This window comes from Pelosinus fermentans DSM 17108 (assembly GCF_000271485.2).
Lineage (GTDB): Bacteria > Bacillota > Negativicutes > DSM-13327 > DSM-13327 > Pelosinus > Pelosinus fermentans.
Genome location: NZ_AKVN02000001.1, coordinates 674,281 through 687,575, shown reverse-complemented (window position 1 = coordinate 687,575; position 13,295 = coordinate 674,281). Strand labels below are relative to the sequence as shown.

Genomic DNA, 13,295 nt, shown 5'->3' with positions numbered 1-13,295 from the left:
GTATAGATTTATATTATTTTACTAAGAATATAATACTTTGTCAAATTTGAGAAAAAATGGATATTTCTTAATTATTATTTAATTTGGATAAAAAAGAGGCAGAACCCCTTAGGTTTTCTGCCTCTTTTTGTCTCATGTATTTATTTTTAAACTATCCTTTACTTCTTCCCATACTAGGATCCGGGTTTTAGAAAAACCATTAAACTCAGTAGCCGACGCTGAGGTATAAGCCCCGCAAGTTGGCACTAATATCAGATCATCCATTTCTAAGCTAGGAATCCATTTATCCTGGAACAAAATGTCCAAGGAATCACAGCTTGGTCCTGCAAAGGTAGCAGGTACCTTCTCGCCACTTTTAAAGGTTTCTAATTCAAAATCCCAATGATCAAAAATAACTCCTGAAAAAGTACCATATAATCCATCATCCAGGAAATACCATTGTTTCCCATTGCGCTTTTGAGTACCAATCACGCGAGTAATTAGATTCGCTACTGTTCCGCAGATAAAACGCCCAGGTTCAGCCCAAATTTCCGTATCAGGGAAGTAGTGGGTAATGGCTTTATTAATCGTTTGCAGCATAGCAACAATATCAATCGTATTACCATCAATTACTGGGATAGGGAAACCGCCTCCGATGTCTAGGATGCGCAAATCAAAACCTGCTTCTTTTGCCTGATCATACAAACGCCGAAATATTTCTAATGACTCTACATAGGCATCAGCACTGGAAGATTGACTGCCCACATGAAAACATAGGCCAGCCACATCAAGACCTTGCTGACGAGCCAAGGTAAGAAGGGGTAATACTTCATCAGGATGAGCACCAAATTTCTTATTTAGATCGACCAAGGCATTAGGATTGTCCACTCTAACCCGGAGCAGCACCGTCCCACCAGGTATTGCCTTGGCCATTTTACTTATTTCACTTTCACTATCAAAGGTAAATTTATATACACCGATATGCTTGGCTATCTTAAGTCCGCTTGCCGTCTTCACCGGATTGGCATATACCATACGTTCTGCTGGAATGCCCATATCCGTTAAAAATTGCATTTCTCCATCTGATGCTACATCAAAATACGAACCCAATTCAGCCAATTTCCGGATAATTGCTTCATGAGGATTGGCTTTTACCGCGTAATGCATTTTCACTCCCGGTAAATAACTCGCCAAAAAAGAATAATTACGTTCTACTTGTTCTGTTGACACCAATAACAACGGGGTATCATATTGTTGTGCCAAACTTTCAACAGCTGCTTTTGATAATTTAAAATAACTATTCATATCCCTCTCCCATCCTGTTTGTTATTTCGTTGGAACCTGTCTTCGCTGGTTGCAGCAAGAAAAGTAACTATATGATTGTACCATACAGTAGCAAAAGTGCAATAAGAAAATATATAAATTTACAAAATACTTATTCGCCACTTCAAAGAATAAGAAAACCCGCTATCGCGGGTCTAAAAAATAAACTCATCTTATTGCATTTCATCATCAATCTAAACGTATGTAATAAACTTATCCTCCAACTATTTTCCCCTATAAACCATTATTTATTCCATAAAACCTCTGGCGGGATCTCCTTAACGCTCTTACAGCCTGTTAAAATCATAGCAGCCTTTAATTCACTGGTATATTTATCAATAATGGTTTTTACGCCTTCTGCATTTCCGCCATAGGCCCCCATAATGAGTGGCCGGCCGACTAACACTCCATCTGCCCCTAACGCCAGTAATTTTAATACATCGGCTCCAGAACGTACCCCGCCATCAGCTAATATCGTAATTTTCCCCTTTACTGCCCTGGCAATTTCCGGCAGCACATCTGCCACACCAGGAGTATGATCCAGTACCCTGCCTCCATGATTCGAGATGACAATCGCCTTTGCTCCTACTTCTACACATGTAACAGCCTCATCCACCGTCATAATTCCTTTGATAATAAAGGGCAGGGCAGTAGATTGTATCAACTCTATAAGCTGTTCTGTAGTTTTCGGACCAACCGGCTGCCCCTTTAAAGCCATGGTAATCAGACCTGCTCCGTCAAGGTCTGTTCCTAATGCGATGGCACCAGCTTTTTCAGCCAATTTAAAAAGCGCAATAATTTCCTGATTATCCACACGAGGTTTTATGATAGCAATGCCTTGACCGGCCCTGCGAATGGATGCTAAACCATCTTCATACATACTAGGATTAGCCGGATCACCAATCCATCCGATACTTCCCGCCAAATGACTGCCCTCTACAAGAGCTGAAACCATATTGAGTTCTGTCAATGCCTCACCTGCATTAATCACTGCACCAGTAATCGGTGCTCCCATGATAGGAGTTTTGAGCTGCTGACCAAACATTTCAACTGTTGTGTCAGGCTGCAAAGCATCATGTATGACCCGCATGTTCAACTTCAGCCTGGCAAGAGCCCGTACATTTTCAGTAAAGGCTTCACCTGTCCCCGTTCCTCCCATGCCGGGAACTTCTCCTGCACAAGCCCGTCCATTACAAACTGGACACACCCGGCATTTACCAATCATCTGTTTCCTTGCAGTTTCTCTTACTTCTCTCATATCCACAATAATTCCCCCTACTTTTAAATTATCTTACTTTTATCCTATAAAACCTATAGTACATCAGATCTTTCCCAGAAACAAACATAAAAATTAAACGATGAACCACAAAAACCTATAAGTTCTTATATTACAAGAAAATAAAAAACACACTTGCCTCAAGAGGCCGGTGTGTTCTTATGGTTCAACTTGATACAGATGAATTAACTTTTAAAGTGAGAAATAGAACGTTGCAGTTCTTCAGCCAACTTTGCCAATACCTGGCTGGAAGAAGCAATTTCTTCTAGTGATGCGGATTGCTCCTCTGTTGCTGCCGATGCAGTTTGGGTTCGACTGGCATTTTCCTTGCTAATCGCAGCGATGTTGCCGATTGAGGCAACAATGTGCTGGCTCTTGTCAAGAATTTGTTGGGTGAGCGCTGAAATGTCCTGCATCTGGGAAGAAACTTGCTCTACTGAACCAGCAATTTCGTTAAAAGACCGCCCTGCTAGATTGACCACTGTATTGCCTTTTTGCACTTCTTGCGATCCAATTCGCATAGCCTGCACTGCTTCATCAGTATCTCCCTGAATTTCATGAATGAGATCCCCAATCTCTTTGGTAGCATGCTGGGACTGTTCTGCCAGTTTTCGTACTTCTTCGGCAACAACAGCAAAACCTCTGCCGTGTTCTCCTGCCCTTGCGGCTTCAATTGCAGCATTAAGAGCAAGAAGATTGGTTTGACCCGCAATATTGGCAATGGCATCGACAATCTGCCCAATTTCCTGAGAGTGCCCTCCTAATTTAGCAATAACTTCTGCCGATTTGACCGCAGACTGTTCCACTTGCAGCATTTGATTAATGGCAGCCTCAATAGCGTCGCTCCCAGATTTCGCAGAAATAGCAGCCTGCTGGGCATTTAAAGATACCTGAGTCGTTTTAACAGCAACCTGCCCAATACTGGCAGCTAACTGCTCAATACCCGCTATGTTTTCATTCACAATCGTGACTTGCTCATCCGATCCCTGGGCTACCTCCATAATAGAGGTGGCAACCTGATTGACTGCATGGGCAGATTCTTCGGCACTAGCTGTCAATTCTTCCGCCGAAGCAGCAACTTGTTCTGCATTGGATTGTACACCGGTAACCATAGAACGCAAAGTTGTTATCATTTTGTCAAAGGCCCGAATTAAATGACCAACTTCATCTGCAGACGTAACATTCGCAGCAAAATGCAAATCACCCCTTACCATATGATCCGTCATTTGAATGATCGGTTTCGTTATGGTACGTGCCATGTAGAGACCTAATAGAATACCGATACTAATTGCAATAGCTGAAGCGATTAGTATGCCAATCATAATGTTCTTTGCCAGCTCCAGAGCCTGCTGTTTTTGATCAGCAGCCTTTTCCAACGTAAATGTTACCAACTGGTTAAAAGCGGTTTCCAAATCTTTGCGAGTTTTTCGACCATCTCCAAATGACATTTGCTTTGCTTCTTCTATATGTCCAGTCGAATAAAGATCCATTACAGAATAATTGCTTTGCGTAAAACGAGTATGTGCGGCATCAATCTTACTTAATAGCTCTTGCTGTTCCTTTGTCGTAATCAGTCCTTGAAGCAATAGGACACGTTTTTTTATATTGTCGGATTTTTCGCCGATTTCCTTGCGAAATTCCTGACTGCCAGTTAACAAGAATCCGCGTTCATCATTGGCCTGCCCGGTAAAATAATATTGTATCTCCCGCAAATGAATCACCGTAACGTCTGATTGGTTGGTAATTGTCTCATAGGCAGTTTGTAAATTTTTAAATCCGTAAATGGAAGATATGGTTACAGCAATAACTAAACATGATAAAACAGTATATCCTATAATTAATTTTGTTTTGATCTTCACGGAATTCTCCTCTTATTAAGATTCTTACTTGCATGAATGACGTAATGTTCTTATATTAACTCATTCATTTTTAAGATTCAATCTGAAATATACTTTTTTTATTCTAATTTCGTAAAACAGCACCTTACATCATGCCAGCTATACTTGAAGTTTGATCAGAAGATAATCATCAAAGTACGTAAATCCTAAAGAGGTGTAAGCTCGTACTGCGGAAAAATTATTTTTACGTACGATTAGCGTCGGCGTCTTTCCACGCTTGATAATATTTTGACATAGTTTAGATACAAGGGCCTTGCAATATCCTTTCCCCCGTTCTTCTTCTACGGTATACACACCGCCAATCTGATTAATTTCATCCGTAGCCGCTTGGATATATGCCTGGGCAACCATTTTACCTTCTGCCATAAGAAATAATAGTTCTTCCTCAATGGCACGCTGCTCCACAAATGCTTCGACTTCTTCCAGGCTGTATTGCTGATGGAAACCGTGCCAGTAGGCATCCTTTACAAAAGCTACTACACGATGATGATCAAGCTCATTTGCTTCGGCAAAACTGCTGTCTCCTAACGGAAAAGGCGTTAAGCTCTTATTTACAAAATAACTGCTCTCCTGATACGTTAACGTGTTTTTCTCTCCGGAAATGATATCATACAAAGGCTGAATAAACTTCTTCATGCCGATTAACATCTCTAGGGGACGGTGCACCATAATCTGAGCAAAAGGCTCAATCACTTCCTCCTCATGAAATAAAGGGATACAGCTGCCCATGTTATAAAAAGGCAATATCCCGGTTAATTGACCCTTTGAAAAATATCCGTAATAATCGCCGCATCTTCTCTGATCTTTACGATTATCCAAGCCAAATTCCAGCACATTTCCTATGATAAAAGCACCTGCTATACTATCTTGCTTTAAAAATTCTATTACCTCATCTGTATCTTTCCCCCTAAGCAATGAAATCATCATCATACCCCCTTAATAGGCTGTCCTTTTAAGAAAATTCCGTAATGAACTTTATATTCCTGCAAACATTACATGATCCGCTTATAAAACAAGAGGTTTTCCTTGGTTACGTTTTCAATACCCCTAGATTCTATATTTACCTTTCTGGAGTCAAAAAAATGCTGCCACCTTATGGTGACAGCAAAATATCCAGGATTATCGAAAGTCTCGCTATTTTACGATACCGATCTCTTCGTCTGTCAAATAACAGGCTGGATCTGATTCCCAGAAATCACCTGTGGCAGCTTCCGCCCGGGCACGGAAATTGCCATTACAGACATTTAGCCATTTACAGATACCACAGCGGCCTTTTAATAATGCTTTGCGATCCTTTAACCCTGCAAGAATGGGATTGGACTCATCTGTCCAAATGTCACCAATTGCTCGATCACGAACATTTCCAAAGGTATAATTCTGGGTAAATTGATCCGAATGAACATTGCCTAAAGGATCTACATTGCCAAAAGCGATGCCTGAACGATTGCCGCCATTGCGCATCATCAGATTCCATACCTTCTCGGCCCGCACAGGATCCTTCTTAAGAGCCTGCAAATACAAATATACAATATCCGCATGGTTATCAACAGTAAGTATTTCACAGGTTTTATCAAGTTCTTGCGCCTTAGCCATAATAAGATCCATAGCCTGACGAGACTCCTCATGAGTAACATCATGCTCCATCATCTGAGAAGCTCTTCCTGAATACACCAAATGATAAAAACAGACCCGTGGAATTTTTTCTTCTTTTATCAAGCGAAAAATATTTTCTAAATCATGAAAATTATAGCGGTTAATGGTAAAACGCAAACCAACGCGTTGTCCCACATCCAGACAGTTGCGGATGCCTTCCAGGGCTTTCTCAAAGGCCCCTTGCTTACCACGAAATTTATCATTGGCTTCACCCAGACCATCAAGGCTAATACCCACATAACCTACATTTAGTGCCTTAATATCTTTTGCTAATTGTTTGTCAATCAATGTGCCATTGGTAGAAAAAGTAGAACGTATGCCATATTTCTTGGCGTGTTCCACCAATTCAAAAACATCAGGACGAATGAGTGGTTCTCCTCCTGACAACAACAAAACAGGGACCTTAAAGGCAGCACAGTCATCAATAAATTTTTTAGCCTCTTTCGTTGTCAGCTCACCATCATATTTTTTCCCATCGGAATCAGAGTAGCAATGTACACATCTCAAATTACAGGTTCGGGTAATATTCCAAGAAAGTACCGGTCCCATACCTTGAGCAGCACCATGACGTTGTCCATGGACACCGGGAGCATAACGCAATGAATCCCCGAAATTTTCCGTATCACAAAGCAATTTGCTTACACCAATCATATTTTTCACTCTTTTCTCAATATTTTTCATTAGCAGCATCGCAAAAATGACCTGCCAACGTATACGTTCTTAGCATATTGTAACAGTCTTATATAGGAGATGTCTATACTTAGTCCTTTTTAAATTACATCCTTTTTTTGTACTAGGGCGTGTCTGAAAGCTAGCGGAATGGTCAATGACGAGTGATTTTTGTGCCAGACGAGGCAAAACTTCGCAGGAATAATGGTTCTTATTTCAAGAAGTTTTAACGAAGTATGGTGCAAAAAGTGCCGTCAATGGCCGTTTTGATAGTTTCCAGACACGCCCTAATACCTTGTCAGCTTTAAAACGGTAGGATAATGGCAAGGCTATTTTTCGCAGCACAAGGCGAAGGAGGGAAGCATACCGGGAGTATGCCGACCGACGACAACAAAGGGGTACGGAGAATAGACTGTCAGTATCCACTGATTTAGGGCTGGTAAGGTACTAATACCAATTAACTGCTAAAATACCTACGTATTCTTTCAATGCTAAACTTGTATTCAGCAGAGCACCTGCCGAAGGCCATAATTGATGTAGCTCAAATTGATTTTTTATATTACTTTGATAATCCGTTGGATAAGGCAGAACAGTTACCTGTGTCTTCTCAAATTGCAATACAGACCGTTTCATATGAAAAGCTGAGGTCACCAGAACAGGCCGTTTAAATCCATACTTTCCCAGCAGCACTTTCGTATACATCGCATTTTCCGTAGTATTTAAACTTTTATCTTCAATAATAATTTTCTCTTCCGGAACTCCTAACCCAAGCAAAATAAGCTTGCTGATCTGTGCCTCACACCCTGTAGTCTCTAAGACTTTTCCGCCTGATAAGATAATAGGAATATGCAGCTTTTGGTACAGCTGAGCCGAAGTTAAAAGACGATTGGCAGCAAAGCCTGACAAATGTCCTAATCCGTTGACATTCGGTGTATCAAGGGTTGATCCTCCTCCCAGCATGACAATAACATCCCCTTCTACCAAACTGGGAACTGGATACTCTTTTTCCAAAGATCCTATTAATCGATCACTTACCAGGGAAATCGTACATAAATAAAACAATACTGTAAATATCCCTATTATTTTTGCTAATTTACGATGTTTTTGGAATGCATACAAACATAAAAAAAATAGGCCTACTAAAATAATTCCCGGGGGGAACAAGAAGGTGCTATATATAAACTTAATGAAATATACCAATATTTTCTCCTCCATGCTCGGTAAATGACATTCTGGACTCGTTTAGCCTCATTATAACTCGCCCTCTTGCATTATGCAAAAAAAAGCGTATTTTTACTATTCAGTATTTTCTCGAAAATATCTTTGAGATATTCGCTATAACATGTATAATCTTACTATATAGTACTTATTTTTTTTTGCATATGATTCGATCTTACTTATATAGTCTTTTAAAAAAGGAGTTGGTTCTTATCGCTACTAAAATGGTCGCCGTTAAAAATCTAAGCCCAGGTTTGGTACTCAGTGATGCTGTCATCACTCCCGCTGGAAAAACGCTGTTGAATGCAGGGGGAGTTTTAAGTCAGCGAGCCATCTCACTCCTTAGCATGTGGGGTGTCAATTATGTTTATATAAATGGTGAGGATGACCATGAGCCATTGGAAGGACAAGCTATATTGCCGTCTCCATCCTCTTCATTTGATATATCTGCTGAATGCAAGCAGTTCTTTCAAGAATATGATTCAATCCTAACCTCTACAGACAGTTCTTTTGAATTTGTGCGCAACCAAAATAAGGTTCCTGTTCTAGCTCTTAAGAGCACTTCGTTTGCTATCTATTCTTCGATACTGACAACAGGACCCGCCCTTATGGATTACCTGCTGATTAGCGATTATCAACTAGCCAGCAAGATCGCACGCCACACTGCCATGGTAGCCTATATCTGTGGATTAATCGGCAGGCAGCTCCATTATAATGAAACGGAGCTTAAAGCACTCACCTTAGCCGGACTGCTCCATGATATTGGGAAAATGGTTATTAGTCATGAAAACAGTTCCACTTCCGAAAAAGCGCATGTTATAAATGGAGCCCAGCTGATTAAGAATGTTAAAGGCATTTCTGACGAAGTAACCTTGAGCGTTTTACAACATCATGAATATTTGGACGGTACTGGCTTCCCCATGGGTATTTCCGGTCCAAGAATTCATCCCTATGCTAAAATTATTGCCATTGCCGATATATTTCATTACCATTCCTATATAGAAGACTATTGCAATCCTTTTAATGCTCTTAATGTATTAACAAAGGATATGTTTGGCAAACTTGACCCTACCATCTGTCAAATGTTTACGAAACAGGTTCGTGATTCTTTATTAAATAGTAATGTCATCTTAAGCGATGGACAAGAAGCAACGATTATTTTCTTTTCGCCTAACTCAAATGATCCAATTGTTAAAACTCTCGATCAAAAGCTGATTGATCTATCTGCCGATAAAACCCGCAGCATCAATCGAATGTGCACTCCTGATTATCCCTTATCCTAATAAAAACAGGCTTTGTCTTTGTACAAAGCCTGTTTTTATTAGGATAGAAAGTTCTAAATGATACTCTTCATTTTTTAAATGTTTATATCAACTCTACAATTGTTGCTACGCCCTGTCCGCCGCCAATGCATAAGGTTGCCAATCCTACTTTTGCATCCTTTTGCTTCATTCCATGTAAAAGTGTTACCAATATACGCGCTCCACTAGCTCCTATAGGATGTCCAAGGGCAATTGCACCACCGTGGATATTTACCTTTTCTTTTGCAAAACCAAGCTCTTTGCCTACCGCTAAAAACTGAGCTGCAAAAGCCTCGTTGGCTTCAATTAAGTCCAAATCAGCTACAGTCAAACCTGCTTTAGCCAAGGCTTTCCGAGTGGCTGGAACAGGACCAATTCCCATAACACTTGGATCAACACCTGCTGAACCGAAGGAGCGGATACGAGCTAAAGGCGTAATCCCTAATTCTTTCGCTTTATCGGCAGACATTAATACAATAGCTGCCGCCCCATCATTAATGCCGGAAGCATTACCCGCAGTTACTGTACCCTCTTTCTTAAAGGCAGGTTTTAAGCCCTTTAAGGTTTCAGCAGTCGTTCCTGCTCTAGGATATTCATCTGTATCAAAAACACTCTCACCTTTCTTATTCTTTATAATAACGGGCACAATTTCCTCTTTGAATACACCCTCAGCAATTGCCTGGATCGCCTTTTGCTGTGACTCAGCTGCTAACTGATCTTGCTCTTCACGACTAATACCATAGGCCTCAGCCACATTTTCAGCGGTAATCCCCATATGATAGTCATTAAATGCGCACCACAAACCGTCCTGAATCATCGTATCAACAATCTTTGAATGTCCCATACGCAATCCCCAGCGTGCCTTACTATCTAAAACATAAGGAGCATTGGTCATGCTTTCCATACCACCTGCTATTACAATATCCGCATCACCTGTCATAATCGTCTGGGCTGCTATATTTACAGACTTCAGTCCAGAGCCACACACTTTATTGATGGTATAAGCCGACGCCTCAGCAGGAATACCTGCTTTAATTGCCGCTTGTCGGGCAGGATTTTGTCCCAGACCAGCTTGTAATACATTACCAAAAATAACTTCTTCAACCTGCTCTGCACGAATGCCACTGCGAACAATTGCTTCTTTAATCACAATGGCTCCTAAGTCAACGGCTGTAAAAGGCGACAAGGCACCATTGAAACTACCTACAGGAGTACGTACAGCACTTACAATTACTACTTCTTTCATATTTCATCTACCTCCATTTTTTATATGTAATTACTTCACCCATTAGCCCGGCTTAGAAAAAATGTAATCCCACAACAAAAATAATCCCAGAAAACAGCAGAGCCGTTACACAATATCCCATAATATCTCTAACACCTAAACCAGCAATTGCCAATGCAGGCAATGCCCAAAATGGCTGAGCCATATTCATCCACGCTTCACCATAAGCAATCGCCATAGCCGCTTTCCCCAAATCGGAACCTAAGGCCTGAGCTGCTGGCATAACAAACGGCCCTTGTATTACCCAGTGTCCACCACCTGATGGGACTGCAAAATTTATTAATGCCGAACTAAAGAAGGCCATAATCGGAAATGTTTCCTTAGTGGCTATATGCACAAACCAGTTTGTAATAATGCCGCCCAAGCCAGAATGCTCCATCATAATCTGAATGCCGGCGTAAAAAGGAAATTGAATTAAAATACCAGAGGTGCCACGAGTTGCAGCGGTAATCGCTCTGGCATAGGCCATAGGAGTTTTATGCAGCAAAATGCCCACCGTTAAAAATATCAAATTAACAGTATTCACGTTAATATCAAAACCTTTTTGAAGAAAGTACATACCTAGATACACAATACCAAAGCCTCCTACGACAAAGGCCAATAAACGACTTTCCTCAATTCTTTCCGCCCAAGTGGCATCTTTCCCTACCACTTTGGTAACTGCCACCTCATCTTGCAAAAGGGCAGGATCCACTGCAACGACTTCACTTTCCTTTGGCATCATCATGCGAGTCAAAAAGGGTAAAGTAATAATTAAGGCTACTGTAATAAAAATATTATACGGCGTAAAAATCGTGCTCGAAATTGGAATCAGACCGCATATTTTTTCCATGGGATTGCCTTTTGTCGCAGCCACCAAAGGAATCGAAGCAGATAAACCGCCATGCCATGTCAAAAATCCAATATAGGCTGATGCAATGAGCAATCGATAATCCGATTTTGGAATGCGGCGAGCCACTTCCCGGGCAAACATAGCACCAACAACCAAGCCAAATCCCCAGTTAATAATGCAAGCAACAGCAGACATAAATGTCACTAACATAACTCCCTGAGCCGGTGTCTTGGCAATGGATGCGAGTTTAGTCATTCCCTTCTTAATGGGTGCTGAGCTGGCTAAAGCATGCCCAGTAACCAATACTAAAGCCATCTGCATGGCAAAACCCAATAGATTCCAGAATCCATCCCCCCATAGCTTAACCATATCTAGTGGGCTGTTTGGGGTCATGGCAATGCCCAACACAAATGTGATAATCGTAAGTAAGATGGCAAAAACTAACGGATCCGGTAAAAAACGATTTACTAAGTTGGTAAAAAATTTTGCGATTGCATTTACCATTTCTGACTCTCCTTTTATAGTTAGATTTGTGATGCAAGATTCTGCATAACTTTAAGATTTGGACTAATGATGAGTACAGCCTCTGTTCTAGCTGCCACAGTCTCAACTTCTACACCAGGAGCAATTTCTTCCAGCAAAAGACCTTCTGGAATTACACGAAATACACCTAATTCCGTCACAAGAAGATTGACTTTCCCTTTACCAGTAAGGGGCAGAGTGCATTCTTTTAAAATTTTTGCAGAACCATCTTTCGCAGAATGTTCCATAGCCACAATAACCTTTTTTGCACCTGACACTAAATCCATTGCTCCTCCCATGCCAGGAACCATCTTCCCCGGAACCATCCAGTTAGCCAAATTACCATATTGGTCGACCTGCAATCCGCCCAGCACAGTGACATCCACATGCCCGCCGCGAATTAGACAAAAGGACATGGCACTATCAAATACCGCACCGCCAGGATTAATACCACAATGCTGTCCACCTGCATTAACTAAGTTATTGTCAGGAACTTCACCCACGCTGCTTAGACCAACGAAACCATTTTCCGACTGCAAAACCACATTTATGCCCTCTGGCAGGTAATTTGCCACCATTGTAGGCAGACCAATGCCTAGATTTACAACATCTCCATCTTGCATTTCCACTGCTACCCGTCTGGCAATTATCTCTTTTGCATTCATTACCTAGCCCCTCCAATACATATAATTTGATCTACAAGTACGCCTGGCGTCATGACCTCATCAGGATCAATTTCACCAATTTCCACAATTTCATCCACTTGCACAATAACAAGATCAGCGGCTAAGGCCATTACCGGATTAAAATTGCGAGCAGATTTGTCATACACTAAATTTCCAGCCTTATCTGCTTTTTTAGCTTTTAGCAGTGCAAGATCAGCCCTTAAAGGCTTCTCTATTAAATACTCCACACCATCAACCCAGATTTTTTCTTTATTTGCCTCTACAATCGTACCAATGCCAGTTGAAGTAAGGACACCGCCCAGACCTGATCCACCACAACGTATTCTTTCTGCTAGTGTCCCTTGAGGTACTAACTCCACAGATAGTTGCTCCTGAATCATTTGTTTACCGGTTTCGACGTTGGTACCAATATGGGAGGCAATTACGTGCTTAACCAAGCGCTTAACGATTAAAGGTCCCACTCCTTTATCAATAAAACCAGTATCAGTCACGATCAAGGTAAGGTCTTTAATTTCTCTATCTAGAATCGCTTGCACTAATACTTCAGGTGTTCCAACACCTAAAAAACCACCAACCATTACAGTCATACCATCTTTAAATGATTGGCCTACTTCTTCGATGGTCACATGTTTGTTCATCATAACAAACCTCCC

Annotated in this window: 11 protein-coding genes; 1 reads left to right on the top strand and 10 read right to left on the bottom strand. The window is 41.2% G+C overall.

All coding sequences use genetic code 11. From position 1 onward, the window contains the following. Positions 1-132: 132 nt before the first annotated feature. The 6 genes from FR7_RS03075 to FR7_RS03050 all read right to left on the bottom strand — a co-directional run bounded on the left by FR7_RS03075 (position 133) and on the right by FR7_RS03050 (position 7,860). Positions 133-1,284 carry a type III PLP-dependent enzyme gene (locus FR7_RS03075; protein WP_007938703.1) on the bottom strand — a complete coding sequence of 384 codons (1,152 nt, stop codon included), beginning with the start codon at positions 1,282-1,284 and terminating at the stop codon, positions 133-135. Between the two features lie 262 nt (positions 1,285-1,546). Then, positions 1,547-2,560: an alpha-hydroxy-acid oxidizing protein gene (locus FR7_RS03070; protein WP_237769574.1), complete on the bottom strand. Its 1,014-nt coding sequence runs from the start codon at positions 2,558-2,560 to the stop codon at positions 1,547-1,549. A gap of 203 nt (positions 2,561-2,763) precedes the next feature. Further along, on the bottom strand, positions 2,764-4,437 hold the full coding sequence (locus tag FR7_RS03065; protein ID WP_007938699.1) for a methyl-accepting chemotaxis protein: 1,674 nt from the start codon (positions 4,435-4,437) through the stop codon (positions 2,764-2,766). A gap of 138 nt (positions 4,438-4,575) precedes the next feature. Then, a complete protein-coding gene (locus FR7_RS03060) occupies positions 4,576-5,403 on the bottom strand; it encodes a GNAT family N-acetyltransferase (protein WP_237769488.1) in 828 nt (275 codons plus the stop codon). Between the two features lie 207 nt (positions 5,404-5,610). Then, a complete protein-coding gene (gene nirJ1, locus FR7_RS03055) occupies positions 5,611-6,780 on the bottom strand; it encodes a putative heme d1 biosynthesis radical SAM protein NirJ1 (RefSeq protein WP_026084512.1) in 1,170 nt (389 codons plus the stop codon). Positions 6,781-7,245: 465 nt separating this feature from the next. Beyond that, positions 7,246-7,860 (bottom strand): YdcF family protein, encoded by a 615-nt coding sequence (locus tag FR7_RS03050; RefSeq protein ID WP_237714927.1) that lies wholly within the window; start codon positions 7,858-7,860, stop codon positions 7,246-7,248. A 380-nt stretch (positions 7,861-8,240) separates the two neighbouring features. On the opposite strand from FR7_RS03050, the gene FR7_RS03045 reads away from it, so the two are divergent. After that, positions 8,241-9,299 (top strand): HD-GYP domain-containing protein, encoded by a 1,059-nt coding sequence (locus FR7_RS03045; RefSeq protein ID WP_017531247.1) that lies wholly within the window; start codon positions 8,241-8,243, stop codon positions 9,297-9,299. Positions 9,300-9,381: 82 nt separating this feature from the next. On the opposite strand, the gene FR7_RS03040 is transcribed toward FR7_RS03045, so the two are convergent. From FR7_RS03040 to atoD, 4 genes are read right to left on the bottom strand one after another with little or no spacing between them, the layout of a single operon-like run. Continuing rightward, the gene (locus tag FR7_RS03040; RefSeq protein ID WP_007938692.1) at positions 9,382-10,563 is read right to left on the bottom strand and encodes an acetyl-CoA C-acetyltransferase; all 1,182 of its coding nucleotides are present in this window, start codon (positions 10,561-10,563) and stop codon (positions 9,382-9,384) included. A 52-nt stretch (positions 10,564-10,615) separates the two neighbouring features. Then, positions 10,616-11,938, bottom strand: coding sequence for a TIGR00366 family protein (locus FR7_RS03035; protein ID WP_007938691.1), 1,323 nt, complete (start codon positions 11,936-11,938; stop codon positions 10,616-10,618). 20 nt (positions 11,939-11,958) lie between these two features. Next, positions 11,959-12,621: a 3-oxoacid CoA-transferase subunit B gene (locus tag FR7_RS03030; protein WP_007938690.1), complete on the bottom strand. Its 663-nt coding sequence runs from the start codon at positions 12,619-12,621 to the stop codon at positions 11,959-11,961. Then, complete coding sequence (gene atoD / locus FR7_RS03025; RefSeq protein ID WP_369794439.1) at positions 12,621-13,280, bottom strand: acetate CoA-transferase subunit alpha; 660 nt, start codon at positions 13,278-13,280, stop codon at positions 12,621-12,623. The genes FR7_RS03030 and atoD overlap by 1 nt, the downstream gene beginning before the upstream one ends. Positions 13,281-13,295: the final 15 nt, after the last annotated feature.